General features: G+C 59.2%; 10 protein-coding genes, 2 tRNA genes, 4 rRNA genes and 1 pseudogene. 7 read left to right on the plus strand and 10 right to left on the minus strand.

The window, feature by feature from the left end; all coding sequences use genetic code 11:
* Window positions 1–108: 108 nt before the first annotated feature.
* Entirely contained in the window at window positions 109–450 is a 342-nt protein-coding gene (locus KSS90_RS24665) for a tryptophan synthase subunit beta (RefSeq protein ID WP_217869856.1), read from the plus strand.
* 50 nt (window positions 451–500) lie between these two features.
* Here the strand turns inward: KSS90_RS24665 and lapD are convergent, their stop codons facing one another.
* Together lapD and lapG are read right to left on the minus strand one after the other, a co-directional pair.
* Complete coding sequence (gene lapD, locus KSS90_RS24670) at window positions 501–2,447, minus strand: cyclic di-GMP receptor LapD (protein ID WP_217867640.1); 1,947 nt, start codon at window positions 2,445–2,447, stop codon at window positions 501–503.
* A gap of 10 nt (window positions 2,448–2,457) precedes the next feature.
* Window positions 2,458–3,220: pseudogene (gene lapG, locus KSS90_RS24675) on the minus strand (cysteine protease LapG).
* A 210-nt stretch (window positions 3,221–3,430) separates the two neighbouring features.
* Here lapG and KSS90_RS24680 point away from each other — a divergent pair.
* The 6 genes from KSS90_RS24680 (at window position 3,431) to KSS90_RS24705 (ending at window position 11,007) form a co-directional block, all read left to right on the plus strand.
* Complete coding sequence (locus KSS90_RS24680; protein ID WP_217867642.1) at window positions 3,431–4,123, plus strand: GntR family transcriptional regulator; 693 nt, start codon at window positions 3,431–3,433, stop codon at window positions 4,121–4,123.
* A 78-nt stretch (window positions 4,124–4,201) separates the two neighbouring features.
* A complete protein-coding gene (locus KSS90_RS24685; RefSeq protein WP_217867643.1) occupies window positions 4,202–4,762 on the plus strand; it encodes a thioesterase domain-containing protein in 561 nt (186 codons plus the stop codon).
* Window positions 4,763–5,362: 600 nt separating this feature from the next.
* Window positions 5,363–6,139, plus strand: a complete 777-nt coding sequence (locus tag KSS90_RS24690; RefSeq protein WP_217867644.1) for a DUF3050 domain-containing protein — start codon at window positions 5,363–5,365, stop codon at window positions 6,137–6,139.
* Entirely contained in the window at window positions 6,136–7,065 is a 930-nt protein-coding gene (locus tag KSS90_RS24695) for a diiron oxygenase (RefSeq protein ID WP_217867645.1), read from the plus strand. The genes KSS90_RS24690 and KSS90_RS24695 overlap by 4 nt, the downstream gene beginning before the upstream one ends.
* A gap of 10 nt (window positions 7,066–7,075) precedes the next feature.
* Window positions 7,076–10,507, plus strand: a complete 3,432-nt coding sequence (locus KSS90_RS24700) for an amino acid adenylation domain-containing protein (protein WP_217867646.1) — start codon at window positions 7,076–7,078, stop codon at window positions 10,505–10,507.
* A gap of 32 nt (window positions 10,508–10,539) precedes the next feature.
* The gene (locus tag KSS90_RS24705; RefSeq protein WP_217867647.1) at window positions 10,540–11,007 is read left to right on the plus strand and encodes an SRPBCC family protein; all 468 of its coding nucleotides are present in this window, start codon (window positions 10,540–10,542) and stop codon (window positions 11,005–11,007) included.
* A 358-nt stretch (window positions 11,008–11,365) separates the two neighbouring features.
* Here KSS90_RS24705 and rrf (KSS90_RS24710) read toward each other — a convergent pair.
* The 8 genes from rrf (KSS90_RS24710) to KSS90_RS24745 form a co-directional block, all read right to left on the minus strand.
* Window positions 11,366–11,481: ribosomal RNA gene (gene rrf, locus KSS90_RS24710) — 5S ribosomal RNA — on the minus strand.
* A gap of 109 nt (window positions 11,482–11,590) precedes the next feature.
* Window positions 11,591–11,706, minus strand: a 5S ribosomal RNA gene (rrf, locus tag KSS90_RS24715).
* Window positions 11,707–11,840: 134 nt separating this feature from the next.
* A 23S ribosomal RNA gene (locus tag KSS90_RS24720) occupies window positions 11,841–14,733 on the minus strand.
* 245 nt (window positions 14,734–14,978) lie between these two features.
* Window positions 14,979–15,054: transfer RNA gene (locus KSS90_RS24725), tRNA-Ala, on the minus strand.
* A gap of 23 nt (window positions 15,055–15,077) precedes the next feature.
* A tRNA-Ile gene (locus KSS90_RS24730) sits at window positions 15,078–15,154 on the minus strand.
* 86 nt (window positions 15,155–15,240) lie between these two features.
* Window positions 15,241–16,777 (minus strand): 16S ribosomal RNA (locus KSS90_RS24735).
* The 16S, 23S and 5S rRNA genes sit together here with 2 tRNA genes alongside, the layout of an rRNA operon.
* 598 nt (window positions 16,778–17,375) lie before the next feature.
* Window positions 17,376–18,596, minus strand: a complete 1,221-nt coding sequence (locus KSS90_RS24740) for a CaiB/BaiF CoA transferase family protein (RefSeq protein ID WP_217867648.1) — start codon at window positions 18,594–18,596, stop codon at window positions 17,376–17,378.
* A gap of 15 nt (window positions 18,597–18,611) precedes the next feature.
* Window positions 18,612–19,793 (minus strand): acyl-CoA dehydrogenase, encoded by a 1,182-nt coding sequence (locus KSS90_RS24745; protein WP_023630017.1) that lies wholly within the window; start codon window positions 19,791–19,793, stop codon window positions 18,612–18,614.
* Between the last annotated feature and the right edge of the window lie 109 nt (window positions 19,794–19,902).

Here is a 19,902-nt window from a genome sequence, read left to right on the forward strand (position 1 = left end):
CAGCTAACGCTTCACGCGCATACTCGTGCATCGGGCCTTACACGCCCGGTGAACTTTGCCTATGCTGCTGACTACCAACAAGGAATCATCGTGACGAGGGATGCCGCCATGTTCTATGTGCAACGCGACGCCACTGGCCAGTTGCTGCGTGTGGAAGCCGCCGCGTTTGATGAATTTACGGACATGGTCCCGGCCGACAGTGCCGAGATCCAGGAATGGTTCGCCGACGACGTCGTGGAGAACAGCCTCAAGCAGCTCAAGCAGAGTGACCTGGACATGATCCGGGTACTGGAAGACCTGATCGAGGTGCTCACCGCCAAGGGCGTGTTCAGCATCACCGACCTGCCGCCCGGCGCCCAGGCCAAGTTGCTCAACCGCTCCACCGCGCGCAAGGCGCTGGGCAGTCTGAACAACCTGATCGAGGAAGACGAGGAAGGCGGGTTGATCTGATCACGTAAGCGCCTTATCGCGGGGCAAGCCCGCGATAAGGCCGCACCGGCTCAACGCCAGGGCGCCGGTCCACCTACGAGTTGCCCCTGGATCCCCTGCACACCCATCTCCCGCAATACCTTCAGCTCCCCTTCGGTCTCCACCCGTTCGGCGATCAACGGCAGGTCGATGCTATGCGCCGCCCGCTGGATGGCTTCGATGAACAGACGCTTGTGCCGCTCCTGATCGATGTTGCGGATATAACCCCCATCGATTTTCAGGTAGGCCAGGCCCAAGTGGGCAAGGTTGCCGATCATGCTGAAGCGCCCGCCGAAGCGCTGCAGCGCCAGGCTGAAGCCCAGCGTGCGCAGACGCCGGGTCAGTTGCTCCAACACCGACTGCTCGGGCAGTTGCTCCTCACCGATCTCGAACGTCAGCCGCCGCCCCAGCGCTCCATGCTGCCCCAGTAGCTCATAGACTCGTTGCAACGCCTTGGGATCGCCCAAGGTCGCGGCCGACAGGTTCAGCGCCAGCGCTTCGCCATGCCCTTGCAGATGCTTGAGCACCTTCTCCAGCACCAGCAGGTCCAACCGCGCCATCCAGCCGAAACGCTCCAGCCAAGGCAGGAAACGGCCGGCCGCCAGGGCTTCGCCCTGCTCGTCGTGCAGGCGCGAGATGACCTTGTAATGCAGCACCCGCTCGGGCGCCCGGGCATCGACGACAGGTTGGAAAAACAGTTCGAACTGCCCTTTGCCCAGCGCGTGGTTCAAGCGCGTGTGCCAGGCGTGATGGCTGTCGGCGGCCTGGCCCGCGGCACCCTGTTCAAGGCAGACCCAGCCCGGTGTCGGCTGGCTCTCGGCACGGGCCAGCGCCTCGTCGGCAAGCTTGAGCAGCGCTTGCGGGGCATCACCGGGGCTGTAGGGGGCAAGGCCGATGCAGGCCACCGGGTCGACATCGCTGGCGCCGGTTTCGTGCAGGCTCTGCAAGGTGGTTTCCAAGGCCTGGGCCAGCTGGATCGCCTCGTCATGAACCATGCCCGGCGCCAACACGGCGAACTCGCCACCTCGGCTGCGAGTGATCAGGTCATTGGTTTCGGGATAGTTCGCACAGGTGCGGCGTAACTGTTCGCCCACAGCCTGCAGCAACTGGTCGGTGCGCTGACCGCCCAAGCGGGCGTTCAGTCCGGCCAGGTCCTGGACCCGCAGCAACAGCAGGTAGCCAGCACGGGCCTCTTCGAGGTTGCTGACCCGGGTATTGAGCTGCATCTCGAAGTAACGACGGTTGGCCAGCCCGGTGAGGCTGTCCTGGTATGACTCGGCACGCAGCTTCTCGCTGCGCTCGGCCTGCTCGGTGAACAACGCCTTGAGCTTCTCTACCATCTGGTTCATCGCCTGCACCACTCGGCGCAGCTCGGGAGTGCGTGGCAGCTCGGGCAGGCTGAGGAACTCACGGCGGGCGATGGCGTGGGACTGCGCCACCATGTAGTCGAGTGGGCGCAATTGACGACGCAGCAGCAGGGCCCCGAGCACAGCACTCACCGCGCCACACAACAGCAGCCAGCCAAGGCTGCCCAGGGCGCTCTGCCAGAGTTTGCCCAGGGCGAACATCGGGTGGCTGACTACCTCGACCCGCGCCGCCTGCTGCCAGCCGCGGCTGACGAGGGCATCGCCACCAGCCGGCTCCAAGCCAATGAGCTGGATGAACCAACCCGGCACGCCACCGGCGTCGGGCTCTGCGTGGCGCTCGACCAGCACGGCGTTGGAGTCCAAGTCGATGACCTTGATGCTCGAGTAGTAGCCACTGTCGAAAATCGAGCTGACCATCAGTTCGACCATCGCCGGATCGTCGATGTTCGGCGTCAGCGACAGCGCCAAGGCGGTCGCCGCATCCTGGGCATGGGAACGCAGCTGGTTGACGTACTGGCTGCGCGAGCTCTCCAGGCTGACCATGAAGCTGCCACTGAAGGCGACCACCAGGAACAGGCAAATGGCTAGCAGCAATTGTTTGAACAGTGACATCTGTGCTCCTTCAGTAAACCGGTTCGGCCGGGAACCCTTCGGCCTGCATTTTCTTCAGCAAGTCCTGCCAACGCGACAGGCGCTTGGTGTCGCCGACCTTCTTGTTGCCGCCCGCGCCGGTCAGCCACAGGCCTTCGCCGTTGAAGGCATACACCGGCAGCAGGTCGGTTCGCTGGCTAGCCGGCTTGATCGCGTCCATCAGGCTGTCGAGCACCAGCGGCTGGGCCTGTGGGCTTGAATAATAGGTCAGGACCATGTGCGCACGATTCTGGCGCAAGGCCTTGACGTAGGTGATGCGCAGCTTCTCGGCCGGAACGCCCATGCGGCGCAGGCTGAAGTACTTGGCGATGGCATAGTCCTCGCAGTCGCCCGCACCCTTTATCAGCGATTGGACTGGCGTGGCCCAGTAGTCGACCTCGTGCCACAAATCGATGTCCTCGACGTAACGCAGCTGCTTGTTGAAGAACAGGTTGACTACCCGCAGTTGTTCGAGCTCGCTGCCCTGCTTCTGCGCCGTCAGTAGATTCTGCCAAGCATCGATGCGCCCCTGGCCCGGCCCCAATGGGCCATACAGGGCCTGGGCCCGACGACTGATCTGCGAGAAATCCCAATCCGCCTGAGTGACACCCAGCCACAGGCAGCCGAGCAGCACGGCAAGGCCGAGCCGGCGTGCGGTCGCATTGAGAGGCCAAGGTATCGCCACTGCGCACACCCGTTCAGATTCAGTCGAAAGCAGCGATGGTGCGGGCTGGAGGCGCAAAAAACAATGGCACCGTGCGATCATGCTGCCAACTGTCGGCAAACCCGCTTCGTACAAGGGCTGGCGACCTTGGCTATCTTCCCAATGTCGGCAACTTGCTTCACGATAGCCGCGTTTCGTGAGTACGCCACGGCGTCCTCCTTGATCAATCCGTTTGACAAGCGGCCTCTTCCCTCACTAGGGTTATTGGATCCAATTTTCATGTTGCCGAGGCAAACCCCGCGTGGCTGAGAAAACCAAACTCCTGAGCACCGTACTGGGCAGCGAGCAAGTCCCGCCGCACCTGGCCCGCGGTGTCATAGAAGAGCGCCTGCGCAGTGCCATCCTCGACGGCCGCCTGCCCCCGGGCACCGCCGTGCGCCAGCAAGAGCTGGCGACCCTGTTCGGTGTCAGTCGCATGCCCGTGCGCGAGGCGCTGCGCCAACTTGAGGCCCAATCCCTGCTGCAGGTAGTGATGCACAAAGGCGCCGTGGTGGCGCCATTGATCGGCGAGGACGCCGTCGACACGTACGCCCTGCGCGTGCTACTCGAGACCGAGGCGTTGCGCCAGTCGATCCCCTTGCTCGATGCCGATGACATCGCCCAGGCCAGGGCATACATCCGCCAGCTGGAGATCGAGACCCGCCATGCCGAGATCGGCCGGCTCAATCGCCTGTTCCACATGGCCCTCTATAGCAAGGCGCAGAACCAGAAGCTGCTGCGCATGATCGAGATCGAGCTCAACGAAGAAGAACGTTTCCTGCGCTTCCATCTGTCCTCGATGGGGCTGGGCAAGCTCACCCAGGATGACCACATCGCCCTGGTCGATGCCGCCAGCGACAGGCTGGTGGACGAAGCAGTGAAGCTCCTTGAAGAGCACCTCAACCACGCCGCGCGTACCATCAGGAAGTACCTCGACAGGCAATCGGCGAACTGAACCTGCTCAACCGCGCAGCCGCCCCTGGCGACCATTTCGCTGCGCCGACACGATCCGCCATAAGGAACGGCAGTGCACGTGCAGACTCGACAGGACACCACGCCCGACCAGCCGCCCAGGATCCGCCTGATCTGCCTGGCAAGCACCCGACAGCAACTTGCCCAATATCGTACATGGGCAAGAACCCTTAGCGATCCCATCGAGCTGGTCGCGGTCGATGTTCCCTCCATCGCCGACCCCGAACAATCCCTCCCCGTTTCCGGGCGCCTGACCCAGATCCTGCTCGAGCAGCTCCAGCCCTACCTCGTGCAGCCACACGCCGTGTTTGCCCAAGGGCTGGGCGCGCATATCGCATTGGCCCTGATACAGCAGGTACAGAGTGCTTGCCAGGGACTGACCCGGCACTTGTTTGTTTCAAGCTGTGACAGCCCACAATTCAGCTCCCCCCATCAGCCCCTCCATGTCCCCATGACCGTGCTCTATCCGCCAGGGTCGCTGGCGGCAATGCTCGGCTGGCACAGCCTGGCACGCCGGGAGCTGGAACTGATCGAACTACCGGTGCAGGCGGTCGACTCCTCGCTGCTCAACCAGCGCCTGGTACGCATCTTCAACGCCCACCTGGGGTTGCTCAGCTACTAATCCTTCCTCTGCCATCCATGCACTGATCAAGGCTTTTCCGCTGCCTGGTCAGTGCCTGGCCATGGCAGTGCCAGTATTTTGGGCACACTCTACTCCCCGCAGCGGCCGCTGATCATCAGACGTGGACCTGGCCGTCTGCCTCCTCATTCACCTGCAGAAGGAATCTGGCACCGGGGCAAGGACCTCAAGCGATCAGCCGCCCCCTAACAGTCACTCTCTCCGTCTCCGTTCACCCGTGCTCCGAGTGAGGCATTCACTCTGTGTCTATTTTTCTGATCGTTAATTATCGGAAGGAGCACGCATTGCCAAAATAAAACTTACTCCAAGTTTTATTCGACTACTTGCATTTAAAGAAAAGTCCGAATGCAAAATAATCAAAAAAACAATTGCGGCGAACTTTGAAGTTGTTCTAACTTTTATATCGCCAGCCAGGGGAGACCAAAAGTCAACATGGAAGCCCCGCCAGGCAAGGCCTGCCGGCCTCTGCTCGTTGCTCTAATTCGAATTTTCATTCGAGGCCGTCGCACGCCGGTGCATTTATAACCACCATAACTTACAACGCAACAAACAACCCTGTAAGCCAGCCATAAAGGACCCATCATGAGCATATTGAAGTGCACTCTTTCCGACAAAAAACATCAACTTGCCCAACACCCGCTCTTTTCCGAAATCGACTCCGTGGAGACACTGCGTCGGTTCATGGAAACCCATGTGTTCGCCGTCTGGGACTTCATGTCGCTGACCAAGCGCCTGCAACAGGAGCTGACCTGCGTCAGCCTGCCCTGGTTGCCACCGACAGACCCGGCCGCTGCGCGCCTGATCAATGAAATCGTATTAGGCGAGGAATCGGACGATCGCCTCGACCATGGACACTACAGCCACTTCGAGCTGTACCTGGACGCCATGCGCGAAGTCGGTGCCCGTACCCAGGCCATCGAACACTTCGTCAGCCTGCAGCGACGAGGCATCGGCGCACTCGATGCACTGCAACACTGTGGCGCCAGTGAAGCCGCACAGCGATTCGTGCGCGACACGCTCAAGGTCGCCATTGAAGCACCGGCCCACCGCGTTGCCGCGGCCTTCCTGCACGGACGGGAAAGCGTCATTCCAGCAATGTTCCAGCAGATTCTCGACAGGTGGCGCATCGGTACCGAGCAGGCCCCCGCCTTCCGCTACTACCTGCAGCGCCATATCGAGGTCGATTCCGAGGACCATGGGCCCGCTGCCGAGCAATTGCTGGCGCGCCTGGTCGGTCACGACTCTCAGCGCCAGGAGGATGTCTACATTGCGGCCATCGCCGCGGTGGACAGCCGCATGGCCCTGTGGGACTGCCTGCGTGCGTCGCTGAAAACGGCTGTTGCCGAGGTCACCCCATGAGCGCCCTCGAGTACCGCTCATTTGCCGAGGCCTGGGAGGCCCGGGCGACCATCCGCACCCGGCCTCGCCGCCTGGTGGAGGATGATCAGCGTCTGATCTACCCCCTGAGCCGCCAACCGCTGGTGCTCGGAGCGACGTTCCAGCGCGAATGCCCACAGCTACGCGACTTCGTGCTGGTGCAAAGCCTCTACAAGTTCATCAACGACGTAGTGATCTTCGAGACCGAGATCGTCGACCGCACCGCCCGGCGCATCGCCAAGGACCGTTTTGCCGTGCGCTTTCCATTCGCCTGCCGCTACGACGCAATGACCGTGGTGGTGGACGAGGACTATCACGCCTTGGTGGCGATGGACTTCCTGCAGCAAACCATCGCCCTGACCGGGATCGAGCCGATCGCCCTTCCCCAGGAGATCGAACTCAGTCGTGCCATTCCAACCGTGCTGGAGCGTGTACCCGAGGCACTGCGCGACGCCCTGGAAATGATCTGCGTAGGCATCGCCGAGAACACCCTGACCGACGATGTCGCGGCCTTTGCCCGCGACGACTCGGTCAAATCCTCGGTAAAGGGCCTGATGGCCGATCACCTGCTGGACGAAGGCCGCCACTCGAGCTTTTGGGCGCGCCTTACCCACATCTACTGGCATACCGCGCCAGAGGAGGACCGCCGAACGATTGCCAACATGCTGCCGTTGTTCCTGGAGCAGTACCTGACCAGCGACATCCAGCAGGCGTTCGATTGCACCCTGATCGACGCTTTGCCGGTAAGCGAGACGGTGCGCCAGGCACTGCGTGAGGAAGCGCAGGGACTGGCCTACCCGATCAACCACCAACATCCGCTGCTGGGCAACATCCTGCGCTTCTTCCGCAGCAGCTCGATGCTGGAGTCGCCCTGCGTACAGGACGCCCTGCGCGACTATCTGCCCTGAGGACCTAGATATGAGACGCCTCGACATACTCCTGGTGGGCAGCAGCCCGCCCCTGGAGAAGTTCGCCCGCCTGCTCGACGAGCATGGCCATGGTTCGGCCAGGGCCGACAGCACCCAGACCTTGCGCCGGTATTTGTCGACCCAGCCTGACCTGGTGGTGGAGGATGGCAGCCTGGTACTGAGCAGCAGTGACTGGCAGCTCCTGGGTCACACGCCGCTGCTCAGGCTACGCCTGGGTGCGAGCTTCAGCGAAACCCTGCCGCAACTGGAGGCCCTGTGCTGGTGCGGCAGTGCCAGCGCCCAACGGCTGATTCATCGGGTAGCGATACCCACCCCGCGCTCGGGTAATGGCCAACAGTTGCGTGAGGACGCTTTGCAAGCCCTGTGCGAGCAACTGGCCCTGCAGGTCACCCGCTTCGCGCGCAACCCGTTGCATCTGCAGGAAACGCCCGCGGTAAGCCCAGCAGACCAGGAGCGCGAGCACGGCCTGGACTGGCTGGAGACTCTGGCCTATCAGCACCCATTCAACCGTACGTTGCGCACCGACCTGCTGGAGAGCGCCGAATCAAGCCTGATCGCGAATCTGGAGCAGAGCCTGCGGCTGCACGCCGGGTGTCACGCCGTAAGCCACAACGGGCAGCGCTGCACCTATCAACAACTGCATGCGCACGCCGCCGTGATCCAGCAGGCCTTGTTGCCGCTGTTACCCAAAGCCGGGGAACAGCCGCCGGTGGTCGCCGTATGCATGGGCAAGTCACCCAAGCTCTATGCCAGCTTGCTGGCGGTGCTTGGCTGCGCCGCCATCTACCTGCCACTGGATCCGGCCACACCGGCCGAGCGACGCCAGCTGATCCTCGCCGACGCCGGCGCCTGCGTCGTGCTGCATGACGGGCTGGCACCTGTGGATATCCCCAATGTGGATGTCCGTAGCCTCCCTTCGGCGCAGGGCCTGCCGCTGCCCAGCCTGGCGTTGCGCGAGGTCGGCGCCGAACAGGCTTGCGTGGCGATCTACACCTCCGGCACTACCGGCCAGCCCAAGGGCGTGTTGCTCAGCCAGCGCAATCTGGCGCACTTCACAGCCTGGTACCGCGAGCACGTGGGCCTCGACGGACACAGCCGAGTCCTGCAGTTCTCCACCATCGGCTTCGATGCCTCGCTGCTGGATATCCTGCCGACCTTCGTCTGCGGTGCCGAACTGGTACTACCCAGTGAGGACCAGCGCCGCGATCCCCAGCTGCTGGTGCAACTTATCCACAGCGAGGAAATCAGCCATGCGTTCCTGCCACCGGCGCTGCTAAGCATCCTGCCTCGAGATACCCATCTGGGCCTGCGCCACCTGGTCACCGGGGGCGACGTCTGCGAGCCGGAAGTCATCGCCCGACTGGCCGGGCAGTGCCGGATGCATAACATCTACGGGCCGACGGAAACCACCGTGCTGGCCACGACGCGGGTGTTCGGCGCAGGAGACAACAACCGCAACCTGGGGCAACCGCTCGCCAACACTCAGGTTCTGATACTCGATCACGACCTGCAGCCGGTACGTGAGCAGATCCCCGGCGAGCTTTACATCACCGGGCCGGGTGTCGGTCTGGGTTACCTGAACAACCCCGAACTGACCGCCGAACGTTTCGTCGAGCTGAGCCTGCCCGCAGGCCGAACACTGCGCGCCTACCGCACGGGAGACATCGGCAAATGGACCGAGCAGGGCATCGAGCTGTGCGGCCGTCGAGACAATCAGGTGAAGATCCGTGGGTTCCGGGTCGAGCCCGAAGAAATCGAGCATTGCCTGCGCGATAGCCAGCTGTTCGCCCAGGTGGCGGTGGTGATCGACACTCAACGGCGGGTCCTGGCCTTCCTTACCCACCCGGAACGGGTCGATGCCGAACGCTTGTTGCGCGAGCATGCCGAGCGACACCTGCCCGACTATATGCGCCCGGTGTTCTATCAGGTGCTGGAGCAGATGCCCTACACCGCAAACGGAAAGGTGGATCGCCGGGCACTTTCCTCACATCCGTTGGCCTTGCCGACCAGCCAGCGTGTCGAACCACGGACAGCGACCGAAGAACGTCTGCGCCATTTGTGGAGCGCTCTGCTGGAGCTGCCGCAGGCCGACATCTCTGTCGACGACAGCTTCTTCAACCTCGGCGGTCACTCCATCCTGCTGTCGCGTCTGCTGCTGGAGGTCAGGGAGCACTTCGGTCAGGAGGTTGCCATTAACCGCTTCATCGAACAGCCGACCCTTCAGCGCCTGGGCGCGCTGCTCGACGGCGATCACCAGGCCTTGCAGACGTCCCTGGCACGCCTGGAGCATGACGCCAACCGTGCGCTGGACCTGCAGGTGCAGCCGATGGAGCGGCTGGGCGATATGCACAAGGTGATCGTCACCGGAGCCAACAGCTTCCTCGGCGTGCATCTGGTCGAGTCTTTGCTGGAATGGGGGGCGAGTGAAGTCGCTTGCCTGGTACGCAGCGCCGGTGGGTTATCCGCCGATGAGCGTTTCTCCCAAGCGCTGCAGGACAATCACATCACCTTGGATCTGAGCCGCGTGCGGGTTTTCCAAGCGGACCTGCGCAAACCACTGCTAGGCCTGGCACAGGCCGACTATGACTACCTGGATAGCAACTTTGGCGCGCTGCTGCATAACGCCGCACAGGTCAACCATGTGCTCGACTACGAGGTGCTGGCCGCCGACAACATCGAGCCATTGTTCGAATGCCTAAAGCTGTGCGAAGGCCGGCGCAAGAAGATCTTCAACTTTGTCTCGACCCTATCCGCCTGCAGTGCGGTGGATGGCGACGGACGCGTGCTGGAGAGCGATCCGACCGACTCCCCGCCGATCTACATTCGCAATGGCTACAACCTGAGCAAATGGGTTGGCGAGCGCATTCTAAGCCGCGCTCGTAAGCAGGGCGTGTGGGTCAATCTGTTCCGCCCCGGCAACATCACCTTCGATAGCCGCACCGGGGCCTGCCAGCCTCAGCGCAACCGACTGATGCTGATGCTCAAGGGTTCACTGCAATTGGGCCAGGTGCCCGGACTGGAGATCGACTTCGATCTCATGCCGGTGGACTTCCTGTCTCGCTTCATCGCCTTCCACGCCAGCCGCTACCAGGCCGGCCAGTGTGTGTTCAACCTGCACAACCCCGAACCCCTGCGCTGGCGCGACTACATGGCGTCGTTCCACGCCCAGGGCCATGCCTTCGAACTGGTCAGCATCGAGCAATGGCAACGTCAGTTGGCGCGGGTTGATCGCGACAACGCGCTGTATGACGTCCTGGGCTTCTACCTGGACGGTTTCGAGGAAGACATCGGTGACATCTCCGGCATCGTCCACGACAACGCCCGCGCCGGTGTCCAGCGCATGGGCGCCCATTATCCGAGCAAGGACCCCGCGCTGCTCAGCCGCGGTTGCCGCTACCTGGCGGACATCGGCTTTATCTGACCCCTTTCATACACAACAGGAGCAACATTCCAATGCAAACACTCAAACCCGATACCCTGATCCATAACCCACAAGGCTGCCAGGTAATTTCCAGCGTGGAGATCGCCGCGCCGGCGGCCAACGTGTGGAGCATCGTCGGCAACTTCGCCGGTTTCCCTGTGTTCATCCCTGCGCTGGCGCATATCGAGATGACCGGCAGCGGCGTGCGCTCGGTACGCAAGAAGCTGTTCAAGGATGGCAACGTGGTGATCGAGCAGTTGAATTCTCGTGACGAACAGGCCATGAACATGACATGGAGCTTGATCTACACCAGCCTGAATATCGGCAATCTGTGGGCGGCCATGGAAGTTCAGGTGATCGATAGCGATCACAGCCGCGCGATCTGGACCATCCAAGCCGAGCCCTGGGAAGGCGGACCGGACGCCCTGCCGGGCTTCCAGGCGTTCCTGCAGGGGTTTGCCGATGAAGCGATGGGCAATGTGCGTAACCTGCTGAGCTGATACCACTGGCAGGGGCATATGCCCCGATAGCAAAAAGGCCGCTCCCAACCGGGAGCGGCCTTTTTTTGTCTTGAACATCAGGGGTCGGGGATAGCTCTTCGGGCTGTGCTGTCGCACAGCAAAAAGAGAGCTCTGTAGGAGCGGCTTTAACCGCAATGCAAGCAACTCGGTGTCTGGAGCCACTTCGCGGGTGATCGCGGCTGAAGCCGCTCCTACAGGAACCGTGCTGTGTTTGTGAGTACTGTTCCCTTCGTGCCAGCGCAGGGAGCTGGACGATCTCATACGGGAACTTCACGCATCGATACCCTGAAAAGACAAAGCCCCCGACCGCATCGCGATCAGGGGCTTCGGAATTGAATCTTGACGATGACCTACTCTCACATGGGGAAACCCCACACTACCATCGGCGATGCATCGTTTCACTGCTGAGTTCGGGATGGGATCAGGTGGTTCCAACGCTCTATGGTCGTCAAGAAATTCTGTGTGCTGGCCCGTCTTGGGGACGTACCTGCGAATCTCTGTAGTCTCTACTTAAAGACAAAACCCCTACCTGCTCGCGCAGATAGGGGTTTTGCGAAATGAATCTTGACGATGACCTACTCTCACATGGGGAAACCCCACACTACCATCGGCGATGCATCGTTTCACTGCTGAGTTCGGGATGGGATCAGGTGGTTCCAATGCTCTATGGTCGTCAAGAAATTCGGTTGCCAGTACGTCCTTGCAGACATGCCAGCCAATTCGGATATGCGATATTTGTGGTCTTACGAATCTTCGGTTGCTTCGTCTTCACCACCACAATTCGGCTTACGCGCAAATTGCTTGGGTGTTATATGGTCAAGCCTCACGGGCAATTAGTATTGGTTAGCTCAACGCCTCACAGCGCTTACACACCCAACCTATCAACGTCGTAGTCTTCGACGGCCCTTCAGGGAGCTCAAGGCTCCAGTGAGATCTCATCTTGAGGCAAGTTTCCCGCTTAGATGCTTTCAGCGGTTATCTCTTCCGAACATAGCTACCCGGCAATGCCACTGGCGTGACAACCGGAACACCAGAGGTTCGTCCACTCCGGTCCTCTCGTACTAGGAGCAGCCCCTCTCAAATCTCAAACGTCCACGGCAGATAGGGACCGAACTGTCTCACGACGTTCTAAACCCAGCTCGCGTACCACTTTAAATGGCGAACAGCCATACCCTTGGGACCGGCTTCAGCCCCAGGATGTGATGAGCCGACATCGAGGTGCCAAACACCGCCGTCGATATGAACTCTTGGGCGGTATCAGCCTGTTATCCCCGGAGTACCTTTTATCCGTTGAGCGATGGCCCTTCCATACAGAACCACCGGATCACTAAGACCTACTTTCGTACCTGCTCGACGTGTGTGTCTCGCAGTCAAGCGCGCTTTTGCCTTTATACTCTACGACCGATTTCCGACCGGTCTGAGCGCACCTTCGTACTCCTCCGTTACTCTTTGGGAGGAGACCGCCCCAGTCAAACTACCCACCATACACTGTCCTCGATCCGGATAACGGACCTGAGTTAGAACCTCAAGGTTGCCAGGGTGGTATTTCAAGGATGGCTCCATGAGAACTGGCGTCCCCACTTCAAAGCCTCCCACCTATCCTACACAAGCAAGCTCAAAGTCCAGTGCAAAGCTATAGTAAAGGTTCACGGGGTCTTTCCGTCTAGCCGCGGATACACTGCATCTTCACAGCGATTTCAATTTCACTGAGTCTCGGGTGGAGACAGCGCCGCCATCGTTACGCCATTCGTGCAGGTCGGAACTTACCCGACAAGGAATTTCGCTACCTTAGGACCGTTATAGTTACGGCCGCCGTTTACCGGGGCTTCGATCAAGAGCTTCGCTTGCGCTAACCCCATCAATTAACCTTCCGGCACCGGGCAGGCGTCACACCCTATACGTCCACTTTCGTGTTTGCAGAGTGCTGTGTTTTTAATAAACAGTCGCAGCGGCCTGGTATCTTCGACCGGCGTGGGCTTACGCAGCAAGTGCTTCACCCTCACCGGCGCACCTTCTCCCGAAGTTACGGTGCCATTTTGCCTAGTTCCTTCACCCGAGTTCTCTCAAGCGCCTTGGTATTCTCTACCTAACCACCTGTGTCGGTTTGGGGTACGGTTCCCAGTTATCTGAAGCTTAGGAGCTTTTCTTGGAAGCATGGCATCAACCACTTCGCGCTCTAAAGAGCACTCGTCATCAGCTCTCGGCCTTAAGATCCCGGATTTGCCTAAGATCTCAGCCTACCACCTTAAACTTGGACAACCAACGCCAAGCTGGCCTAGCCTTCTCCGTCCCTCCATCGCAATAACTGGAAGTACAGGAATATTAACCTGTTTTCCATCGACTACGCTTTTCAGCCTCGCCTTAGGGACCGACTAACCCTGCGTCGATTAACGTTGCGCAGGAAACCTTGGTCTTTCGGCGTGCGAGTTTTTCACTCGCATTGTCGTTACTCATGTCAGCATTCGCACTTCTGATACCTCCAGCAAGCTTCTCAACTCACCTTCACAGGCTTACAGAACGCTCCTCTACCGCATCACCAAAGGTGATACCCGTAGCTTCGGTGCATGGTTTGAGCCCCGTTACATCTTCCGCGCAGGCCGACTCGACTAGTGAGCTATTACGCTTTCTTTAAAGGGTGGCTGCTTCTAAGCCAACCTCCTAGCTGTCTAAGCCTTCCCACATCGTTTCCCACTTAACCATGACTTTGGGACCTTAGCTGACGGTCTGGGTTGTTTCCCTTTTCACGACGGACGTTAGCACCCGCCGTGTGTCTCCCATGCTCGGCACTTGTAGGTATTCGGAGTTTGCATCGGTTTGGTAAGTCGGGATGACCCCCTAGCCGAAACAGTGCTCTACCCCCTACAGTGATACATGAGGCGCTACCTAAATAGCTTTCGAGGAGAACCAGCTATCTCCGAGCTTGATTAGCCTTTCACTCCGATCCACAGGTCATCCGCTAACTTTTCAACGGTAGTCGGTTCGGTCCTCCAGTCAGTGTTACCTAACCTTCAACCTGCCCATGGATAGATCGCCCGGTTTCGGGTCTATACCCAGCGACTAAAGCGCCCTATTAAGACTCGCTTTCGCTACGCCTCCCCTATTCGGTTAAGCTCGCCACTGAATATAAGTCGCTGACCCATTATACAAAAGGTACGCAGTCACCTAACAAAGTAGGCTCCCACTGCTTGTACGCATACGGTTTCAGGTTCTATTTCACTCCCCTCTCCGGGGTTCTTTTCGCCTTTCCCTCACGGTACTGGTTCACTATCGGTCAGTCAGTAGTATTTAGCCTTGGAGGATGGTCCCCCCATGTTCAGACAAAGTTTCTCGTGCTCCGTCCTACTCGATTTCACTGGCAAGAGATTTTCGTGTACGGGGCTATCACCCACTATGGCCGCACTTTCCAGAGCGTTCCACTAATCTCAAACCAGCTTAAGGGCTGGTCCCCGTTCGCTCGCCACTACTAAGGGAATCTCGGTTGATTTCTTTTCCTCAGGGTACTTAGATGTTTCAGTTCCCCTGGTTCGCCTCTTGCACCTATGTATTCAGTACAAGATACTCAGCTTATGCTGAGTGGGTTCCCCCATTCAGAGATCTCTGGATCACAGTCTGTTTGCCGACTCCCCAAAGCTTATCGCAGGCTACCACGTCTTTCATCGCCTCTGACTGCCAAGGCATCCACCGTATGCGCTTCTTCACTTGACCATATAACCCCAAGCAATCTGGTTATACTGTGAAGACGACATTCGCCGAAAATTCGTACGTCGCGCTTTCGCGCAGAACTCACAAATTTTACCTTAGCCTGATCCACCAGCAGTGAAACTGGTGTTCAGTCTATTTCTATCACATATCCGAATTTTTAAAGAACGATCTGACAAAAGTCAGAAATCAACATTCATCACCGAATGTTCATTTCTAAGTTCTGAGCAGTGCTGCGAAACCTGAAAGAGTGGTGGAGCCAAGCGGGATCGAACCGCTGACCTCCTGCGTGCAAGGCAGGCGCTCTCCCAGCTGAGCTATGGCCCCATTGACCAGCCGCACCAAGTAATTGGTAGGTCTGGGCAGATTTGAACTGCCGACCTCACCCTTATCAGGGGTGCGCTCTAACCAACTGAGCTACAGACCTATAACAGGGTCGCGTTACAGCATCGTCTTTACACAATGAATCAAGCAATTCGTGTGGGAGCTCATCAGCAGGCTGATGTCTTCGATTAAGGAGGTGATCCAGCCGCAGGTTCCCCTACGGCTACCTTGTTACGACTTCACCCCAGTCATGAATCACACCGTGGTAACCGTCCTCCCGAAGGTTAGACTAGCTACTTCTGGTGCAACCCACTCCCATGGTGTGACGGGCGGTGTGTACAAGGCCCGGGAACGTATTCACCGCAACATTCTGATTTGCGATTACTAGCGATTCCGACTTCACGCAGTCGAGTTGCAGACTGCGATCCGGACTACGATCGGTTTTGTGAGATTAGCTCCACCTCGCGGCTTGGCAACCCTCTGTACCGACCATTGTAGCACGTGTGTAGCCCAGGCCGTAAGGGCCATGATGACTTGACGTCATCCCCACCTTCCTCCGGTTTGTCACCGGCAGTCTCCTTAGAGTGCCCACCATAACGTGCTGGTAACTAAGGACAAGGGTTGCGCTCGTTACGGGACTTAACCCAACATCTCACGACACGAGCTGACGACAGCCATGCAGCACCTGTGTCAGAGTTCCCGAAGGCACCAATCCATCTCTGGAAAGTTCTCTGCATGTCAAGGCCTGGTAAGGTTCTTCGCGTTGCTTCGAATTAAACCACATGCTCCACCGCTTGTGCGGGCCCCCGTCAATTCATTTGAGTTTTAACCTTGCGGCCGTACTCCCCAGGCGGTCAACTTAATGCGTTAGCTGCGCCACTAAAATCTCAAGGATTCCAACGGCTAGTTGACATCGTTTACGGCGTGGACTACCAGGGTATCTAATCCTGTTTGCTCCCCACGCTTTCGCACCTCAGTGTCAGTATCAGTCCAGGTGGTCGCCTTCGCCACTGGTGTTCCTTCCTATATCTACGCATTTCACCGCTACACAGGAAATTCCACCACCCTCTACCATACTCTAGCTCGCCAGTTTTGGATGCAGTTCCCAGGTTGAGCCCGGGGCTTTCACATCCAACTTAACGAACCACCTACGCGCGCTTTACGCCCAGTAATTCCGATTAACGCTTGCACCCTCTGTATTACCGCGGCTGCTGGCACAGAGTTAGCCGGTGCTTATTCTGTCGGTAACGTCAAAATTGCACGGTATTAACGTACAACCCTTCCTCCCAACTTAAAGTGCTTTACAATCCGAAGACCTTCTTCACACACGCGGCATGGCTGGATCAGGCTTTCGCCCATTGTCCAATATTCCCCACTGCTGCCTCCCGTAGGAGTCTGGACCGTGTCTCAGTTCCAGTGTGACTGATCATCCTCTCAGACCAGTTACGGATCGTCGCCTAGGTGAGCCATTACCTCACCTACTAGCTAATCCGACCTAGGCTCATCTGATAGCGCAAGGCCCGAAGGTCCCCTGCTTTCTCCCGTAGGACGTATGCGGTATTAGCGTTCCTTTCGAAACGTTGTCCCCCACTACCAGGCAGATTCCTAGGCATTACTCACCCGTCCGCCGCTGAATCAAGGAGCAAGCTCCCGTCATCCGCTCGACTTGCATGTGTTAGGCCTGCCGCCAGCGTTCAATCTGAGCCATGATCAAACTCTTCAGTTCAATACTGCTTGGGTTTTTAAGAAACCCTAAACTTGGCTCAGCAATCTCAAATGACTATGTGATTTCTCGCATGGCCACTTGTGATGCTGATAATCTTGGCGACTATCAGTCCGTACTCACAAGCACCCACACGAATTGCTTGATTCAATTTGTTAAAGAGCGGTTGGTTAAGAATCTTTCGTCTCAACCGAGGCGCGCATTCTACGCTTTCCTCATTTGCTGTCAAGCGTTTATTTCGAAGTATTTTGCGAGAAACCCGTTCAACTTCAAACACTTGACTCGCTGCGATCTCTCGTAGCGGGAGGCGAATCATACAGCGTTACAACCTGCTGTCAACTGCCTTTTTCACCGCTGCCGATCTGACGACCGAAGCACCTCCGCAACCCTCTTGATCGATCAACTCATTGATATTCAAGGAGTTTTTCGTTCCGATGTCGCTGGAAGTGGGGCGCATTATAAGGGGATCTGAAACCTCGTCAACCATTAATTTCATAAAAATCAAAAAGATCGCGTCAGGAGCATTGGTACCTATATAAGCAGCCCCAAAAAAGCGGGGAGGCCTATCGGCCTCCCCGCTTCGCCCTCTATAGATAGCGCGTCACAGCACCCCGGCAGCCCGGAGCCGCTGCACCGCCGCCCCATCCAACCCCAGCACATCGCCAAGCACCGCTTCTGTATGCTCCCCCAGCAGCGGCGGCGCCTGCCGATACTCCACCGGCGTCTCCGACAACCGGATCGGGCTGGCCACCTGCGGCACACTACCCGCCAACGGATGGGGAACCTTCACCGCCAGCCCACGGGCCAACACCTGCGGATCCTGGAACATCTGCGCCAGATCGTTGATCGGCCCGCACGGCACGCCCGCCTCCTCCAGTTCACTCACCCACTCGGCCGTGGTTTTGAACACCGTGGCTTGGCGAATCAGCGGAATCAACTCGGCTCGGTTGGCCACTCGCTGTTTATTGGTGGCAAAGCGCGGATCATCCGCCCACTGCGCTTGCCCGGCCACTTCCGCGAACTTGCGGAACTGCCCGTCGTTACCCACGGTAAGAATGAAATTGCCATCCGCCGTCGGGAAGTCCTGGTAGGGCACGATATTGGGGTGCGCATTGCCCAGCCGCCGGGGCGGGGTGCCAGTGGTGAGGTAGTTCATCGCTTGGTTGGCCAGACAGGCCACCTGCACATCCAGCAACGCCATGTCGATGTGCTGGCCGATACCGGCCTGGTCACGATGCGCCAGGGCCGCCAGGATCGCCACGGTGGAATACAGCCCGGTGAGGATGTCGGTCAGCGCCACCCCGACCTTCATCGGGCCGGCCCCTTCCTCACCCTCCGGGCGCCCGGTCAGACTCATCAGCCCACCCAACCCCTGGATCATGAAGTCGTAACCGGCACGCTTTGCATACGGCCCGGTCTGGCCGAAGCCAGTTATCGAGCAGTAGATGAGCTTGGGATTGACCGCCTTCAGACTTTGATAGTCCAGCCCATAGGCCGCCAGCCCGCCTACCTTGAAGTTCTCGATGACGATATCCGACTTCGCCGCCAGCTCGCGCACCAGGCGCTGGCCTTCCGGCCGGGTGAAGTCGATGGTCACCGAGCGCTTGTTACGGTTGGCCGACAGGTAGTAGGCCGCCTCGCTGGTGTTCTCGCCCTGGACATCGCGCAGGAAAGGCGGCCCCCAGGAACGGGTGTCATCACCCGCGCCAGGGCGCTCCACCTTGATTACATCCGCCCCAAGGTCGGCGAGGATCTGGCCGGACCAGGGGCCGGCCAATACCCGGGAAAGATCCAGCACCCGCAGATGGGAAAGCGCGCCCATGGCCTGGCTCCTCTATTAATAGAACGCCTGGATGCCGGTCTGCGCACGCCCAAGGATCAGCGCATGCACGTCGTGAGTACCTTCATAGGTGTTGACCACCTCGAGATTGACCAGGTGACGAGCCACGCCGAACTCGTCGGAGATGCCATTGCCACCCAGCATGTCGCGCGCCAGGCGAGCGATGTCCAGGGCCTTGCCGCAGGAGTTGCGCTTCATGATCGAGGTGATCTCGACCGCCGCGGTCCCTTCGTCCTTCATCCGACCCAGGCGCAGACAGCCTTGCAGGGCCAGGGTGATCTCGGTCTGCATGTCGGCCAGCTTCTTCTGGATCAGCTGGTTGGCAGCCAGTGGGCGGCCAAACTGCTGACGATCCAGGGTGTATTGGCGAGCGGTGTGCCAGCAGGCCTCGGCGGCACCCAGCGCGCCCCAGGAGATGCCGTAGCGGGCCGAGTTCAGGCAGGTGAACGGGCCTTTGAGGCCACGCACGTCCGGGAAGATGTTCTCTTCCGGCACAAATACGTTGTCCATGACGATCTCGCCGGTGATCGAAGCACGCAGGCCGACCTTGCCATGGATGGCCGGAGCACTGAGGCCGTCCCAGCCTTTCTCCAGCACGAAACCGCGGATATCGCCGGCATCGTCCTTGGCCCAGACCACGAATACATCGGCGATCGGGCTGTTGGTGATCCACATCTTGCTGCCGCTCAGGCGATAACCACCATCGACCTTGCGGGCGCGGGTGATCATCGAGCCCGGGTCGGAGCCATGGTTGGGCTCGGTCAGGCCGAAGCAGCCGATCCACTCGCCACTGGCCAGCTTCGGCAGGTACTTCTGCTTCTGTGCCTCGGTACCGAACTCGTTGATCGGCACCATGACCAGCGACGATTGCACGCTCATCATCGAACGGTAGCCAGAGTCGATACGCTCCACCTCGCGGGCGATCAGGCCGTAGCAGACGTAGTTCAGGCCACTGCCGCCGTACTGCTCGGGAATGGTCGCGCCGAGCAGGCCGACTTCACCCATCTCACGGAAAATCGCCGGATCCGTCTGCTCATGGCGGAACGCCTCCAGCACACGGGGCGCCAGCTTGTCCTGGGCGAACTGATAGGCGCTGTCACGGACCATGCGCTCTTCTTCAGTGAGCTGCTGATCCAGCAGCAGCGGGTCGATCCAGTTGAAGCTTGCCTTGCCAGCCATGTGCGGATTCCTCGAAAGATGGGAACGAATTGTTGTGCTGGATTGATCCTAGGCCTGTTTGGCGTGAGGGACAAACGAGGATTGCGCACCGTTTAGTGATATTTTCTCA

Origin of the sequence: Pseudomonas maumuensis (assembly GCF_019139675.1) — a bacterium.
Classification (GTDB): domain Bacteria; phylum Pseudomonadota; class Gammaproteobacteria; order Pseudomonadales; family Pseudomonadaceae; genus Aquipseudomonas; species Aquipseudomonas maumuensis.